This window comes from Frankia tisae, assembly GCF_025403405.1.
In the GTDB taxonomy this organism is placed as follows: domain Bacteria; phylum Actinomycetota; class Actinomycetes; order Frankiales; family Frankiaceae; genus Frankia; species Frankia tisai.
In genome coordinates this window covers 1-15,246 of the sequence record NZ_JANEZT010000144.1, presented here as the reverse complement: position 1 = coordinate 15,246, position 15,246 = coordinate 1, and the positions used below count along the sequence as shown (strand labels likewise).

Below are 15,246 nucleotides of genomic sequence, written 5' to 3'. Positions count from 1 at the left end.
CCTTCACCCCCTCCCGACCCTTCACCGACCGTCACCCTAGCGAGCAAGTTGGCCACAATCGGTGAGCACGCGCGGGACGGCTCGAGGCCGGCCACCGGCGGCGCCCGCCATCCCGGTCGACGGCGGGACAAGCCGTGAAATCCAGTCGGCACGGCGGTTCTCGCGCTGGCCGGACCGGTCGCACCACGCCCGGCCCGCTTGCCACCCATCCCCACACGCAGTCGCTATGGTGTCACTCGCAGTGACATATTGATCACCGTACGTTAGAGAGGGGACCAGATGAAGAAGGGTATGGGCCGGAGCGCCGCCGTTCTCGCGATGTCGAGTGCAGCGAGTGTCGCCCTCACCTTCGGGCCCAGCATCGTCGCCGCCCACGCCTTCGACGACAAGAACAACAACACCTGCGGCGACAAGAAGGACGACTGGGACATCTTCGGCGACAAGAACAAGGACAACAAGGACGGCGTCGACGGCAAGGACGGCGTCGGTAACAAGGACGGCGTCGGTAACAAGGACGGCGTCGACGGCGACAAGCAGGTCCGCGCCGACGGCCTCGACGGCGGCAACAAGGACGGCGTCGGTAACAAGGACGGCGTCGACGGCAAGGACAACAACAAGGACGGCAAGGACGACGACTGGTTCAACTGGGACGACAAGGACAAGAACAAGGACTGCCCGGTTGGCGGCGTCGTCGCCGGCGTCGGGGTCGGAGTCGTGGGCGGCGGAGTCGGTGGCGTGGCCGCCGGCGGCGGCGGCATGGCCGACCACGGGTCCTCGCCCCTGCTCCCCCTCGCCGGTGCCACCGTCGGTGCTCTGCTGATTGGCGCGGGGGTGGCTCGGCGGCGCGCCCAGGGCGCGGCCTGACCCTGCACCATCGCGGAAATCAGCCGCACAGAGACCCTCGTGGGTGACGGCCTCGGCCTGGTCCCACGCGGGGCCGCGCACGAGGGTCGGGGGTCGCGTCGACGCTGACGCGACCCCCGGTCACCACCCCGGGTCGCCGATACGGTAATGTTGCTGCCGTACGGGACGTGGCGCAGCTTGGTAGCGCACCAGACTGGGGGTCTGGGGGTCGCAGGTTCAAATCCTGTCGTCCCGACGGGAACATGAGGCTGCTGGACGGGGCGAAAGTCCTGGTCAGCAGCCTTTTTCATGCGCGTACGAGGTCAGTCCGCGGCGTCGGGCCCTTCCGGCTGGGGACCATCTGGGGACCGATTCCTCGTCAGATGCCGGCTCAGCGACTCCCCACGGCTGCCACTGATCGGCGATCGGGGTGGAGGTACCCCACCTCTCACGATGAGGTGAGACAGGGGATGTGGACGCAGAGAACGAGCAGGCTCCCGCCCGCGACGGCGCGGGACGGCGCGGGACGCGCGACCTTGGCCCCGCAGCAGTCGGGCCGGCTGTTCGCTGCTGTGAAGGCCCGCCAGACGGCGAAGGGCTGGGCGATCGGCCGGCGGTTCAGCGCCGCGTCCTACTACGGCCTGCGGGACGAAGAGCCCGTGTTGCTGTCCGCCCTGCCGAAGACCGATGAGCGGATGGCGATCTCGTCGGCATCCGTGTCCCCGCCGATGCCGGCCTCGCCAACAGGCCGGCAGGCGCACGCGCTCGCCGGCCGCGGCCAGGCTACGGGAAGCACAGGACCGACTCCTTCCCGCCGCGGACCCATCGCCGACGGGTGTAGTCGGCGTCGTAGATCGAGCCGTACGTCTCGGCCGGCGCGGTGCCGTGCAGCACGATCGGCTGGTCGTCCCCGAGCCCCAGCACCGCCTCGCCTGCCTGCCCCTGCTGGACATACCGCAGGCGGATCCGCCAGGAATAGCTTCCCCGCTTGGCGCGGACGTCTATCTTGAAGACCTCGGTGTCCCCCGGCCGCAGCACCCGCGAATAGGTGTCAAAATAGTGGTCGTCAATCAGTTTCGAGAAATCACCGTCCGGGACCGCTGACCGGGCGGCCAGGTCCGGCGAATCCAGATCGAACCAGATGTTGACGTTTCCGATTCCGCCCTGCGCAGGTGCGCAGGCCAGCGTTCCGTTCACCGGGGCCGAACGCTCGACGATCTCCGCCGTCATCCCGACGATGCTCAGCCCGTCCGTCGAGCTGCTCACCACAAGCTTGTATGCGGCGTCCCGCGCCTGGGCGAAGCCGTGCGCGGGCATCCATTTCCGCGCCGCGGCCATGTCGAACGGCTCCGGAGCCTGCGACATCTCGTCGTCTCCGACCGCCCGCGGCGACGCCCAGTAGTGGGTGTCGCCGTCGGGCAGAAGAACGAAGGCGGTGCCAGCCCGCTCGGCGGAGACCGCCGACGGCCCACCCGCGGCCGACCGCCCACCCGCGGCGGGCGGCTCGTTCGTGGCGGGCGGCTCGTTCGTGGCCTGCGCGGCGTGGTCGTCGTCCCCGCTATCGAAGATCACGGGGAGCAGTCCCACCAGAACGGCGGCCATCGCCCCGATTATCGCCGCGACAACCGTGGTGTCCCGCAGTATCCGCCGAATGGCGCGTTCCCCGGCGGCGCCCCCGTCAGGACCCGGGCCCCTGTCAGGACCGGAACCATTGTCAGGCCCCGGATCACCATCGGGCCCGGGGCTCGGATCGCCACCGGGGCCGGGATCGCCGCCCGTCGCCACCAGGAGACCTCCACTCACAGCGATCTGTATGGATCAGTACAAAAGAGTGTAGCCACGGGGTCTGATAAAAGTGCCCGCATTACCGGGCGTCGGCGCCGCGCACGGGAGAACCACCGGATCAACGCCGACCATGCCCGGCTGAAAGCACGGCTACGGCCGATGCGCGGGCTGAAACGGCTGCGCTCCGTCACTCGCGGCCAGGTGGGCAGGGTCCGTCAGAAACCACTGATGTGCCGAGGCCGCCAGGGCCGCGCCGCTGCGCGTCAGGAACGTGCGGCGTTCCCGTTCCATAGCTGCCCGCGCCCGACTGCGGTGTGTACGCGTGGCCGCTGGAACCTCCTTGGTGCCCCGAAAACTCACCAGAGGGAATCGCAACCGGCCTGCTACTCGGCACTGCCGGGTTATCTGTGGTCCACTCAGAGCGCCGTACTCGGAAGCTCACACTTTCCTAACCCGCCACTTGGAGGGCCCACCGGAACATTCGTCGAGGGTGCCGAACTTTTGCCGATGTTGCCGGCGGATTTACCGATGTTGCCGGTGGGACAGTTCGGCAGCTTCCGGCCCACCGGGGATGGCACCAAGGCCGCGGTGAACCCGCCGCCTGGCCGATCAGGGCGCCGCTGGCAGTCCCGGACGAACCAGCGTCCTTCTGCGGCACAGTCCGGCCGGGACCGGTTACCACTGGGAGGAGGGCCGCATCGTGCTGTCGGGCCAACCAGAGCTCCCGGGCCTCTGGGGCGAAGCCCACCTCTGGGCGCACGCCCGTGCCGTCGAGCCGCTGACGAGACTGCCCGTCTACCTCGAAAGCCGATTCCGTGGGTACCGGTGGTGAGACATTCCGATCGCCTGGGCCGGGCCGGATGTGATCAAATAGGCCCCGACCTTTAAAAATCTTCACACCTGCTGCTTCCGGATTTCAGTCACGAGCTTATTTTCGGTGTTGGGTTTCGGGACGCACATGGGAGTTCCCGTGACGGGGTCAGCGATGATCACCGATTGGATTCCGAACACCTCCTGGACGACGTCGACTGTCATAATTTCCTGTGGTGGGCCGGCTGCGACGATCTGGCCCTCACGCATGGCGATGAGATGGTGCGAGTAGCGGGCTGCCTGGTTCAGATCGTGGAGGACCAGGATGACCGTCCGGTTCTGCTGCTCGTTGAGTTCCCGGAGCAGGCCGAGGACCTCGAGCTGGTGGGCGATGTCCAGGAAGGTAGTCGGCTCGTCGAGCAGGAGGATCGGGGTGTCCTGCGCGAGGACGAGTGCGATCCAGACCCGTTGGCGTTGGCCGCCGGAGAGCTCGTCCACCGGCCGGTCGCGTAGATCGTGGGTACGGGTGAGTCGCAGCGCCTCCTCGACCGCCTGCTCGTCGGTGATGCTCCACTGCCGACGGAAGCTCTGGTGGGGATAGCGGCCTCGGGAGACGAGTTCCTCGACGGTGAGGCCTTCGGGAACCGTCGGGCCTTGCGGGAGCAGTCCGAGTCGCTTGGCGACCTCTTTGGAGCGCTGCGCGTGGATCGACTTCCCGTCGAGGAGAACGGTGCCGCTCGTGGGTGTCAGCAGCCTGGCGAGCCCGCGGAGCAACGTCGACTTGCCGCAGCCGTTGGCGCCGACGATCGAGGTGATGAGTCCCGGGGGGAACGTGGTCTGGAGGTCCTTCACGACAGGGACGCGGCCATAACCCAACGACACGTGGTCGACACCCAGGGCGTGCTCGCTCATCATGCTCCCATCCTGGATTCACCCCGGACCAGCAGGTACAGCAGGTAGGGAGCCCCCAGGACGATCGTCACGTAGCCCACGGGAAGCTGCGAGGGCTCGAGGACGCGTTGGGCCGCGTAGTCGGCGATCAGGAGCAGCAGGCCGCCGACCCCCATCGCGGTCGGCATGGAGGCGACGCCTGCGGTCCCGGTGAGCCGGCGGGCGATGTGCGGACTGACGAAGGCCACGAAACCGATCGGACCGGTGACCGACACGGCCACCGCGGCGAGTAACGCGGCGAGGCTGACCGTGGTCAGCTGCAGCCGTCGGATCGGAACGCCGAGCGCGGCCCCGAGGTCATCGCCGAGCTGGAGGGTGTTCAACGAGCGCCCGCAGGAGAGGATCGCCGGGGTCAGTAGGGCGAGCGTGCCCGCGGCGATGCCCACTTTGGGCCAGGTGGTCGCGCTCGTGCTTCCGACGAGCCACTGCTCGGCCAGGTTGAGCCGCTCACGCTCGACCGCGTTGGCCCTCGCGATCAGGTAGGTCACGGCCGCACCGATGAGCGTGTTCAGTCCGATGCCGATGAGGATGAGACGATACATCGAAAGATCACGCCGGACGCCGAGTACCGCGACGACGGCCAGTGCGGCCATGGCCCCCGCGAACGCCCCGACGGGCAGCACCGCCTCCGGCAGCCCTCTCAGGATCATCCACACGGCGACCACCGCCGCCCCCTGGGTGACGCCGATGATGTCGGGGGCGGCCAGCGGGTTGCGCGTCAGGGTCTGGAACACCCCGCCGGACAGGGCCAACGCGGCTCCGACCAGCACGCACATCAGCACCCGCGGCAGGCGGTGGTCACGGATGACCAATGTGTCAATGGGATCGCCGTTGCCGAGAATCGCCTCCACGGTGCGGTTGAGGGGCACCGAGTAGTCCCCGTACGCGGTGGTGAGGATGATCGCCACCGTGGTGGCTGCGAGCACCACCAGGAGCACGGTGACGGAACGGGTGCTGATCTGCCGGGAGAACTCCGGCCGCGCGACGCGGACCGAGACGCGCCGCATCACAGGGTCCGTATCCTGCGCCGGCTGACGAGGTAGAGGAACAGGGGGGCGCCGATGGCCGAGATCACCAGCCCGGTCTGGAACTCGGTCGGGCGATCGATGACCCGCCCGATCACGTCGGTTCCCAGGACGAAGGTCGCTCCGGTGAGCGCGGACAGCGGCAGCAGCCACCGGTAGTCGTCGCCGATGATGGTCCGCAGGGCGTTCGGCACCGCCAGCCCCACGAAGGCGATCGGCCCCGCCGCGGCCACCGACGCGCCGGCCAGCAGGATGACCGCCACGATGGCCGCCGCCTTCGTCACACCGACCCGTTGCCCCAGGGTTCGCGCGACATCCTCCCCCAGCGACAGGGCATTCAGGGACCGCCCGAGTGTCAGGGCGACGGCCAACCCCAGCACAACCACGGGCGCGGTTGCGACGACGACCTTGATACCGCGGCCACCGACGTTTCCGATCACCCAGAACTGGAAGCCTTCCGCCACCGCGGGATTCAGGAACGTGATGATGCCCGTCACCGCGCTGCAGAGCGTCGCGGTGATGACGCCGGCCAGGGTGAGGGTGACCGGGGTCGGCCGGCCACGTGCTGCGATTGATATGACGAATGCCGTGGTCGAGGCGGCCAGTGCACCGGGAAACGCGAACCACACGTACTCCGCGGGCCGCACCGCCCCGAACACACTGATGCCGATCACGACGCTCAGCGCGGCACCGGCGTTGATCCCGAAGATTCCCGGGTCGGCGAGCGGGTTGCGGGTGAGTCCCTGCACGAGGGTGCCGGCGACGGCGAAGCCGATCCCCACCTCCATGGCCACGAGCACCCGCGGCCCGCGCAGATCACGGACAATCATGTCCTGCTGGGTGCCCGTGTAGTGGAAGAGGGCATGGACGAACTGGTGCCAGCCGACCGGCGCGGCGCCCACCCGCAGGCTCAGGACGGCGGTGAACACGAGTAACACGACGCTTACGGCCGCCACGAGACGGCGTCGTAGAGCGAGGTGCGTCGTCGTCACGCCGCTACCAGTCGACCGAGGTTCAGCGACTATCGTCATTGTTCTGCGGCTATCGTCATCGATCGATGGTGGCGGAGCTGGCGGTGGCAAGGAGATGCCGGCAGCCCTGCACCATCGCCCGCTGCCAGCCCTGCCTAATCCCATCGTCGCCCGACGGCTGCTTGTCGGCGGACTCCTCAAGGTGCTCCAGGCATGCGAGCTGGGATCGGATCATGCTGGCCAGATCCGACCGGGCCGCGCGCGCGAGGGCAAGGCGCAGCGGGACGACCGTCATCAGCTCAGCGACGAGCCGGTTCGGGGTGGCAAGCCACTCGTCGCCAGCCTGCCGGCCTGCTTCGGTGAGGGAGTAGCTGTCCGCGCCTTCGCCGTCGGCCCGGTCGGCCCTGGTGATCGCACCCCGCGCCACCAGTAGGTCGATGGCCTGCCCGAGCACGTCGGCTCGGGCGAGCTGCCCGGGTGGTGGCAGCGGAAGATACCTCCCGATCATTCCAGACGGTGCGAACGCTCGGTACAGATCCCCACGTGCCCCTCCGACGTCCGGCCGGGTCGCCAGCAGGGCCAGGACGCACGACTCGGTGGTACTCATCGCCTGGGTCCGGTCCCAGAACATTCCCGCTGCCGGCGGCAGCGGAAGGTCCGCGACCTGACCCCGGAACACCACCCCGACGCGCAGATCCAGGCCGGTGTTCACCGTGGAATAGTGCACGACGTCCGGCCGGAACAGGACGGCGTCGCCCACCGAGTAGCCCGCCACCTCCCAACCCTCCTCCGCCACCTGCGCGGACCCGACCCCATGACTGGTCCGGGGATACCGATCCGCGCGCGCGACGTGTGAGCCGGTGTGGAACGCCAGCGATCCGTCGAAGGGCCCGATATCCGTCAACGGCACCCACAGATCGAAATAATCACTCGATTCGCCGATTCCGTCGTTCTGCCAGCTGTCTGCATGACCAATCGATTCTGACCGTTCGGGTGAACTCGCGTCCGGGACCTTCAGGAACGCCGCGGTATTGGCCCACAGCAGAGCACGGCGACCCCACAGGTCCTCAACCACACGCCGGACATGCCCGTCCTGGACCAGGGGCAGGAACGCCAGCTCGTCCCGATACCAATTGGTTACCCCGGAACCGTTGCGATGACGCCGAGCGTCCTCGACCCCGCCAGTCCAGCGGAACCGATCCGCCCCCGGCGGCGACGGCCCGACCAGACCCTCCTTCTGCAGCGCGTCCACCAGAGGCTGACGGACCCGCCGAACCAGCTCCACCGGAAGCACCTGCCGGCCGACCAGCCAGCCGTCACGCTCCAGCGAACCCGCCCGCACCACAGAGCCGGCCGTGACGCCCGGCGCCTCGACGGTCATCCCACGACCACCGACGCCGCACCCGGCACCAACGACCCCGAACCCCCGACCGCGGTCAGCTTCGCCGACGCGGGCGAGGCCACCAACGCCTGCGCAAGCTTGGGCGCGACAGCCGCGCAACCCGTGCTGAAGACCGTGGGCGGACTCGTCTGGTAGTCGGTCTCAGCGGGCGTGAACGTCGCCTTGTCGGCAAGCTTCACGGTGGATCCTCCCGCGGCAATCTTGATCGACCCGCCCGGCTTACTGGTGCCAGGCGCCGGCGACACCGACCAGCACACCTTGTTCGCCGCCGGATCCACCGCGAGATGCGCGCGACCGCCATCCTTCAGCGTGGCGTGGAACTCCTTCACATGAAACGCGTCGGCGACCTTGTCGAACAGGAACGAGATGCCGATAGGGCCGGTGTTCGTGTATGCCGTCGCCACAGACAGGTGCCCGCTCTTGACCGCGGGGAGGTTCACGAAAAGCGGATTCGCCTTGAACACATCCACGTCCGCCGAGGTCACGGCCCGCGTCTGGACGAGTATGGCATCGAGGCCGCTCAGCGCCGGCAGGGTCTCCATGCTCAGTTCCTTGCTATAGCACGCCTCCGGTTTCTTGTCGTCGGTGCAGCCCGCCTCCTCATAGTCGTCCGGCGAGGCAAGCTGGAAGTTCTTGATACCGAGATCCCGGACGTAGGCCCATGCCAGCGGGAGGTACTTGTTGGCTACCAGGTAGGAGGAGGTCGATCGAGCGTCAAGCACCGCAAGCGTCTTCCCCTGCAGCATGCCCTTCAGCGCGCCCTCCCGGAGATCGACGGTGGCGATGACGGTGTTGGCCTGCGCCGTCGCCCCGACCGGATCCGCGGCCGCATGCAGCCAGTTACGCCAGGTCGATCCCGCCGATCCGTCCGGATTGATCGGCGGATTCGGCTGAACGTAGTTCACCGCTTTACCGATCTTCCCGACCGTATTCAGGACGCCGGGGTCTTTTCCGCTCACGATAATCACGTCGGGTCGACACTTGGCCAGCGCGTCGATGTTGAAGACCGTGCCGTTTACCCGTGGCCCCAGATTTGTAATCCCGTCAAGATAGTCGGCAAGTTCTGGTGAATCCTTCGCATCCGCGTTCAGGGCGCAGGCCGGCTTCTGACCGACGGCGATCAATGCATCCATGGGGATGGAGTTGTCGGTGGCGATGCGCTGCGTCGGCGCGGCGGGACTAGCCGAGGTGGAACTGGCCGATGCTGCTGGGGACCCGCCAGAACTGGAACTGCCACACGCGGCCAGGCCGACCGCCATACCAACAGCGAGAACCGACCATCCACGTCTTTTCGGACTGCCCACTGCACACCCTTTCATGGTGTCTACAGAAACCATCCCGGCAGCTCAATGGCATGGCGAGGCGCAGGACCAGCTCGCGGATCCCCTGACAGACCGGCGGCCGACCAAGGTTCAGCGGCTACCGTCATTATTCTGCGGCTACCGTTATCGATTGATGGTGGCGGAATCGGCCGCGGTGAGGATCTCGCGGCAGCCGTGCACTGTCGCCCGCCGCCAGCCCTGCCGAATCTCGTCGTCGTCCGACAGCCCCTTCTCTGCGGACTCCGCAAGCTGGTCCAGACATTCCATCTGGGATCGGACCATGCCGGCCAGGTCCGATCGGGCCGCGCGGGCGAGGGCAAGGCGCAGTGGGACGACGGTCATCAGCTCGGCAACGAGCCGGGTCGGGGCGGCAAGCCACTCGTCGGCAGCCTGCCGGCCTGTCTCGGTGAGGGAGTAGCTGTGCTCGCCTCCGTCATCGGCCTGGTCGTCCCGGTCGGCCCTGGTGATCGCGCCACGCGTCGCCAGCATGTCGACGGCCTGGCCGAGAACGTCGGATCGGCTCAGTTGCCCGGGTGGCGGCAGCGGAAGATACCTCCCGATCATTCCAGGCGGCGTGAACGCGCGGTTCAGCTCTCGACGTGTCCAGCCGACGTCCGGCCGGGTCGCCAGCAGTGCCAGGACACACGACTCGGTGGTGCTCATCGTCTGTGTCCGGTCCCAGGACATTCCCGCTGCCGGCGGCAGCGGAAGGTCCGCGACCTGACCCCGGAACACCACCCCGATACGCAGATCCAGCCCAGTGTTCACCGCGGAAGAGTGCACGACGTCCGGCCGAAACAGAACCGCGTCGCCCACCGAGTAGCCCGCCACCTCCCAACCCTCGTCCGCCACCTGCGCAGGCCCGACACCATGACTGGTCCGGGGATACCGCTCCGCACGTGCCACGTGTGAGCCGGTATGGAACGCCAGCGATCCATCGAAGGACCCGATGTCCGTCAACGGCACCCACAGATCGAAGTGATCGCTCGGTGCACCGATTCCGTCGTTCTGCCAGCCGTCGGCATGACCGATCCATTCCATCCGTTCGGGTGAACTCACGTCCGGGACCTTCAGGAACGCCGCGGTATTGGCCCACAGCAGGGCCCGGCGACCCCACAGGTCCTCGACCACGCGGCGGACATGCCCATCCTGGACCAACGGCAGGAACGCCAGCTCGTCCCGATACCAATTGGTTACCCCGGAACCGTTGCGATGACGCCGAGCGTCCTCGATCCCGCCAGTCCAGCGGACCCGATCCGCCCCCACCGGCGACGGCCCGACCAGACCCTCCGCCCGCAGCGCCTCCACCAACGGCTGACGGACCCGCCGAACCAGCTCCACCGGCAGCACCTGCCGGCCGACCAGCCAGCCGTCGCGCTCCAGCGAGCCCATCCGTGCCACGGAGCCGGCCACGACGCCCGGCGCCTCGACGGTCATCCCACGACCACCGACGCCGCACCCGGCGCCAACGACCCCGAACCCCCGGCCGCACTCAGCTTCGCCGACGCGGGCGAGGCCACCAACGCCTGCGCGACCTTGGGCGCGACCGCGGCACAGCCCGTGCTGAAGACCGTGGGCGGACTCGTCTGGTAGTCGGTCTCAGCGGGCGTGAACGTCGCCTTGCTGGTAAGGCTCACGGTGGATCCTCCCGCGGCTATCTTGATGGTCCCGTCCGGCTTACTGGTTCCGGCGGCCGGGGACACCGACCAGCACAGCTTGTTCGCTGCCGGATCCACCGCGAGATGGGCACGTCCACCGTCCTTGAGCGCGGCGTGGAACTCCTTGACATGGAACGCGTCGGCGACCTTGTCGAACAGGAACGAGACGCCGATGGGCCCGGTGTCCGCGTACGACGCCGCGACCGCCAGGTGCCCGCTCTTCACGGCGGGGAGGCTCGCGAACAGCGGATTCGCCTTGAACACATCCAGATCCGACGAGGAGGCCACGGACCGCGACTGGACAAGCACGGCGTCAACGCCGCTCAGTGCCGGCATCGTCTCCATGCTCAGCTCCTTGCTGTAGCACGCATCCGGCTTCTTGTCGTCGAGGCAGCCCGGCTCCTCGTAGTTCGCCGCGGTGGTCTGGTAGTTCTTGATACCGAGATCCCGGACGTAGGCCCACGCCAGCGGCAGGTACTTGTTGACCACCCTGTAGGAGGAGGTCGATCGAGCGTCAACCACCGCGAGCTCCCTCCCCTGCAACATGCCTTTCAGCGCGCCTTCCTGGAGGTCAATGGTAGAGATGACGGTGTTGGCTTGCGCCGTCGCCCCGACCGGATCCGTGGCCGCGTGCAGCCAGTTGCGCCAGGTCGACCCGGCCGTTCCATCCGGATTGATCGGCGGATTCGGCTCAACGAACTCCACCGCTTTAGCGATCTTCCCAACCGTTTTCAGCACGCCGGGGTCGTCTGTGTTCATGATAATCACTTCGGGCTTACACTTGGCCAGAGCGTCGAGGTTGAAGACCGTGCCCTCTACTAGCTGCCCCAGATCTGTGATCCCGTCGAGGTAGTCGGCAAGCTCTGGATTATCCGTCGAATTCGCGGCCAGAGCGCAAGCCGGCTTCTGGCCGACGGCTATCAATGCATCCATGGCGATGGGATTGTTGGTGGCGATACGCTGCGTCGACGCAGCGGGACTAGCCGAGCCGGGACTAGCCGAGGCTGCTGGGGATCCGCCAGAACCGGAACTGCCACACGCGGCCAGGGCGACCGCCATACCAACAGCGAGAACCGACCATCCACGTCTTTTCGGACTGCCCACTGCACGCCCTTTCATGGTGTCCACAGAAACCATCCCGGCAGCTCAATGTCATGGCGAGGCGCAGGACCAGCTCACGGATCCCCCGACGGACCGGCGGCCGACCGAGGTTCAGTGGCTACCGTCATTGTGCTGCGACTACCGTCATCGATCGATGGTGGCGGAACCGGCCGCGGTGAGGATCTCGCGGCAGCCGTGCACTGTCGCCCGCCGCCAGCTCTGCCGAATCCCGTCGTCGCCCGGCGGCGGCCTTTCGGCGGGCTCCTCGAGGCGGTCCAGGCATTCGAGCTGGGATCGGACCATGCCGGCCAGATCGATCGAGCCGCCCGCACGCGCCAGGGCGAGGCGCAGCGGGACGACGGTCATCAGCTCGGCGACGAGCCGGGTCGGGGTGGCGAGCCACACGTCGCCAGCCTGCCGGCCAGTTTCGGTGAGGGAGTAGCTGTGCAGGCCTCCGCCATCGGCATGGTCGGCGCTGACGATCGCGCCACGCGTCACCAGCATGTCGACGGCCTGGCCGAGAACGTTGGTCCGGTTCAGTTGCCCGGGTGGCGGCAGCGGAAGATACCTCCCGATCATTCCAGCCGGCGTGAACGCGCGGTTCAGCTCCCGATGTGTCCATCCGACGCCCGGCTGGGTCGCCAGCAGTGCAAGGATGCTCGACTCGGTGGTACTCATCGCCTGTGTCCGGTCCCAGGACATTCCCGCTGCCGGCGGCAGCGGGAGGTCCGCGATCTGCCCTCGGAAGACCACCGCGATGCGCAGATCCAGGCCGGTATTCACCGCGGACCAATGAACGACGTCCGGCCGGAACAGGACGGCGTCGCCCACCGAGTAGCCCGCCACCTCCCAGCCTTCGTCTGCCACCTGCGCGGGCCCGACCCCATGACTGGTCCGGGGATACCGATCCGCGCGCGCGACGTGTGAGCCGGTGTGGAACGCCAGCGATCCGTCGAAGGGCCCGATATCCGTCAACGGCACCCACAGATCGAAATGATCGCTCAATCCACCGATTCCGGCATCCTGCCAGGTGTCTGTATGACCGATCCATTCCGTCCGCTCGGGCGGCGAGCTCGAGTTTGGGACCTTCAAGAACGCTGCGGTATTGTCCCACAGCAGTGCGGGACGTCCCCACAGGTCCTCGACCACGCGGCGGACATGCCCATCCTGGACCAAGGGCAGGAACGCCAGCTCGTCCCGATACCAATTGGTCACCCCGGAACCGTTGCGATGACGCCGGGCGTCCTCGACCCCACCGGTCCAGCGGACCCGGTCCGCCCCCGCCGGCGACGGCTCGACCAGGCCCTCCTTCTGCAGCGCGTCCACCAGCGGCTGGCGGACCCGCCGGACCAGCTCCGGGGGAAGCACCTGCCGGCCGATCAGCCACCCATCGCGATCCAGCGAGCCCATCCGTGCCACGGAGCCGGCCTCGACGCTCCGCACCTCGGTCGTCATCCCACGACCACCGACGCCGCACCCGGCGCCAACGACCCCGAACCCCCGACCGCGGTCAGCTTCGCCGAGGCGGGCGAAGCCACCAGCGCCTGCGCAACCTTGGGCGCGACCGCGGCGCAACCCGTGCTGAAGACCGTGGGCGGACTCGTTTGGGAGTCGGTCTCAGCGGGCGTGAACGTCGCCTTGTCGGCAAGCTTCACGGTGGATCCTCCCGCGGCAATCTTGATGGTCCCGTCCGGCTTACTGGTCCCGGGAGACGGCGACACCGACCAGCACAGCTTGTTCGCCGCCGAATCCACCACAAGATGCGCGCGCCCGCCGCCCTTGAGCGCGGCGTGGAACTCCTTGACATGGAATGCGTCGGCGACCTTGTCGAACAGGAACGAGATGCCGATGGGCCCGGTGTCCGTGTACGCCGTCGCGACCGACAAGTGTCCGCTCTTCACGGCGGGGAGGTTCGCGAACAGCGGATTCACCTTGAACACATCCACATCCGCCGAGGTCACGGCCCGCGTCTGGACGAGTATGGCATCGACGCCACTCAGCGCCGGCAAGGTCTCCATGCTCAGCTCCTTGCTGTAGCACGCCTCCGGCTTCTTCTCGTCGAGGCAGCCCGGCTCCTCATAGTTCGCCGCGGTGGTCTGGTAGTTCTTGATACCGAGATCCCGGACGTATGCCCACGACAGCGGCAGGTACTTGTTGACCACCATGTAGGAGGAGGTCGATCGAGCGTCAACCGTTGCGAGCTGTCTCCCCTGCAACATGCCTCGCAGCGCGCCCTCCCGGAGGTCAACGGTAGCGATGACGGTGTTGGCCTGCGCCGTCGCCCCGACCGGATCCGCGGCCGCATGCAGCCAGTTGCGCCAGGTCGATCCCGCCGTTCCGTCCGGATTGATCGGCGGATTCGGCCCAACCCACGCCACCACCTTACCGATCTTCCCAACCGTGTTCAGTACAGCAGGGGTCTGCACGTCCACAACAATCACGTCGGGCTTACACTTGGCCAGTGCATCGATGTTGAAGAGTGTGCCACTTACTCGCGGCCCTAGATCTGTGATCCCGTCGAGATGGTCGGCAATTTGCGGAGAATTCTTCGAATCCGCGTTCACAGCGCAGGCCGGCTTCTTACCGACGGAGATTAATTCATCCATGGCGATGGGGTTGTCGGTGGCGATACGCTGCGTCGGCGCAGCGGGACTAGCCGAGGCGGGACTGGCCGAGGCTGCCGGGGAACCGCCAGAACTGGAACTGCCGCACGCGGCCAGGCCGACCGCCATACCAACAGTGAGAACCGACCATCGAAGCCTCCTGGGACTCTCCACTACACGCCCTTTCACGGTGCCTACAGAAATCTCCCCGGCAGCGTAATGACATGACCAAACTCCTGCGCCCGCCACCGAAAGCGACCATGCCTGGATCCCGAACCTTAAGTGAATGCTTCAGCGGTGCTTTGGGACAGAGCGAAGGAAGCGGCTACCGGACACCGGGCCGCCGGTCTGGGCTGCGGTCCTCAGTTCCGCGCGGTCCCGGCATTACGACGGCAGGCGCTACCGAGGCCAGGACCAGCGCGAGTGCCGACAGCGTGGCCACTACGCCAGCCGGCGACGAAACAGGCGTCAGCCTCGGGCAACCTACGCCCTTGAGAACATCTCGCACTCCTCCCAGAGTGGGCTGGATTTGATTTCGTGCACGGCAGTAGCCCGCGCGAACTTGAGGCATACCCACACGACGAGGCGAAGCTGAACGCACCAAGATCTTCTGTGATCTTGGGTCGTCACCTGTCCAGGCAACGGCACTGAGCCTTTCCCTGCAACGGGCCGTCACACTCCGCGTTCGATCACTATCTGTGACGGGCGGAGGGGGGTAGGCAGGGAAACGCGGGGCCTCGGTAGGAAGTAGTCCTTCCACAGAGCAACTTCCGAG

At 67.3% G+C, this 15,246-nt stretch carries 11 protein-coding genes, 1 tRNA gene and 1 pseudogene; 3 read left to right on the top strand and 10 right to left on the bottom strand.

All coding sequences use genetic code 11. The features are described 5' to 3' along the window. Positions 1–279: 279 nt before the first annotated feature. Both NBZ85_RS15375 and NBZ85_RS15370 read left to right on the top strand, forming a co-directional pair. Positions 280–864, top strand: a complete 585-nt coding sequence (locus NBZ85_RS15375; RefSeq protein ID WP_261562102.1) for a hypothetical protein — start codon at positions 280–282, stop codon at positions 862–864. A 161-nt stretch (positions 865–1,025) separates the two neighbouring features. Beyond that, positions 1,026–1,099 (top strand) — tRNA-Pro (locus tag NBZ85_RS15370). A 527-nt stretch (positions 1,100–1,626) separates the two neighbouring features. Here NBZ85_RS15370 and NBZ85_RS15365 read toward each other — a convergent pair. After that, positions 1,627–2,445 (bottom strand): hypothetical protein, encoded by an 819-nt coding sequence (locus tag NBZ85_RS15365; RefSeq protein WP_261555508.1) that lies wholly within the window; start codon positions 2,443–2,445, stop codon positions 1,627–1,629. 282 nt (positions 2,446–2,727) lie between these two features. Between NBZ85_RS15365 and NBZ85_RS15360 the strand changes: the two are divergent. Further along, positions 2,728–2,835 (top strand): annotated as a pseudogene (locus tag NBZ85_RS15360) (DDE-type integrase/transposase/recombinase); the annotation flags it as partial. A 687-nt stretch (positions 2,836–3,522) separates the two neighbouring features. On the opposite strand, the gene NBZ85_RS15355 reads toward NBZ85_RS15360, so the two are convergent. The 9 genes from NBZ85_RS15355 to NBZ85_RS15315 all read right to left on the bottom strand — a co-directional run bounded on the left by NBZ85_RS15355 (position 3,523) and on the right by NBZ85_RS15315 (position 14,600). Continuing rightward, positions 3,523–4,350, bottom strand: a complete 828-nt coding sequence (locus NBZ85_RS15355) for an ABC transporter ATP-binding protein (RefSeq protein WP_261555492.1) — start codon at positions 4,348–4,350, stop codon at positions 3,523–3,525. Next, positions 4,350–5,396, bottom strand: a complete 1,047-nt coding sequence (locus NBZ85_RS15350) for a FecCD family ABC transporter permease (RefSeq protein ID WP_261562101.1) — start codon at positions 5,394–5,396, stop codon at positions 4,350–4,352. The genes NBZ85_RS15355 and NBZ85_RS15350 overlap by 1 nt, the downstream gene beginning before the upstream one ends. Beyond that, entirely contained in the window at positions 5,396–6,406 is a 1,011-nt protein-coding gene (locus tag NBZ85_RS15345; protein WP_261562100.1) for a FecCD family ABC transporter permease, read from the bottom strand. Before NBZ85_RS15345 ends, NBZ85_RS15350 begins: the two co-directional genes overlap by 1 nt. A 55-nt stretch (positions 6,407–6,461) precedes the next feature. After that, entirely contained in the window at positions 6,462–7,766 is a 1,305-nt protein-coding gene (locus tag NBZ85_RS15340) for a phytanoyl-CoA dioxygenase family protein (RefSeq protein ID WP_261555495.1), read from the bottom strand. Then, complete coding sequence (locus NBZ85_RS15335) at positions 7,763–9,046, bottom strand: ABC transporter substrate-binding protein (RefSeq protein ID WP_261562099.1); 1,284 nt, start codon at positions 9,044–9,046, stop codon at positions 7,763–7,765. The genes NBZ85_RS15340 and NBZ85_RS15335 overlap by 4 nt, the downstream gene beginning before the upstream one ends. Before the next feature lie 186 nt (positions 9,047–9,232). Continuing rightward, the gene (locus tag NBZ85_RS15330; protein ID WP_261555497.1) at positions 9,233–10,546 is read right to left on the bottom strand and encodes a phytanoyl-CoA dioxygenase family protein; all 1,314 of its coding nucleotides are present in this window, start codon (positions 10,544–10,546) and stop codon (positions 9,233–9,235) included. Beyond that, a complete protein-coding gene (locus NBZ85_RS15325; RefSeq protein ID WP_498041245.1) occupies positions 10,543–11,700 on the bottom strand; it encodes an ABC transporter substrate-binding protein in 1,158 nt (385 codons plus the stop codon). The genes NBZ85_RS15330 and NBZ85_RS15325 overlap by 4 nt, the downstream gene beginning before the upstream one ends. A 312-nt stretch (positions 11,701–12,012) precedes the next feature. Further along, entirely contained in the window at positions 12,013–13,323 is a 1,311-nt protein-coding gene (locus NBZ85_RS15320) for a phytanoyl-CoA dioxygenase family protein (RefSeq protein WP_261562098.1), read from the bottom strand. Then, a complete protein-coding gene (locus NBZ85_RS15315; RefSeq protein ID WP_261555500.1) occupies positions 13,320–14,600 on the bottom strand; it encodes an ABC transporter substrate-binding protein in 1,281 nt (426 codons plus the stop codon). Before NBZ85_RS15315 ends, NBZ85_RS15320 begins: the two co-directional genes overlap by 4 nt. Positions 14,601–15,246 lie beyond the last annotated feature (646 nt).

Excerpts from the sequence above, each read along its gene's own strand:
- NBZ85_RS15375 (WP_261562102.1), top strand. The coding sequence starts at position 280 with ATGAAGAAGGGTATGGGCCGGAGCGCCGCCGTTCTCGCGATGTCGAGT.
- NBZ85_RS15365 (WP_261555508.1), bottom strand. The coding sequence starts at position 2,445 with ATGGCCGCCGTTCTGGTGGGACTGCTCCCCGTGATCTTCGATAGCGGG.
- NBZ85_RS15355 (WP_261555492.1), bottom strand. The coding sequence starts at position 4,350 with ATGAGCGAGCACGCCCTGGGTGTCGACCACGTGTCGTTGGGTTATGGC.
- NBZ85_RS15350 (WP_261562101.1), bottom strand. The coding sequence starts at position 5,396 with ATGCGGCGCGTCTCGGTCCGCGTCGCGCGGCCGGAGTTCTCCCGGCAG.
- NBZ85_RS15340 (WP_261555495.1), bottom strand. The coding sequence starts at position 7,766 with ATGACCGTCGAGGCGCCGGGCGTCACGGCCGGCTCTGTGGTGCGGGCG.
- NBZ85_RS15335 (WP_261562099.1), bottom strand. The coding sequence starts at position 9,046 with ATGGCGGTCGGCCTGGCCGCGTGTGGCAGTTCCAGTTCTGGCGGGTCC.
- NBZ85_RS15330 (WP_261555497.1), bottom strand. The coding sequence starts at position 10,546 with ATGACCGTCGAGGCGCCGGGCGTCGTGGCCGGCTCCGTGGCACGGATG.
- NBZ85_RS15325 (WP_498041245.1), bottom strand. The coding sequence starts at position 11,700 with ATGGATGCATTGATAGCCGTCGGCCAGAAGCCGGCTTGCGCTCTGGCC.
- NBZ85_RS15320 (WP_261562098.1), bottom strand. The coding sequence starts at position 13,323 with ATGACGACCGAGGTGCGGAGCGTCGAGGCCGGCTCCGTGGCACGGATG.
- NBZ85_RS15315 (WP_261555500.1), bottom strand. The coding sequence starts at position 14,600 with ATGGCGGTCGGCCTGGCCGCGTGCGGCAGTTCCAGTTCTGGCGGTTCC.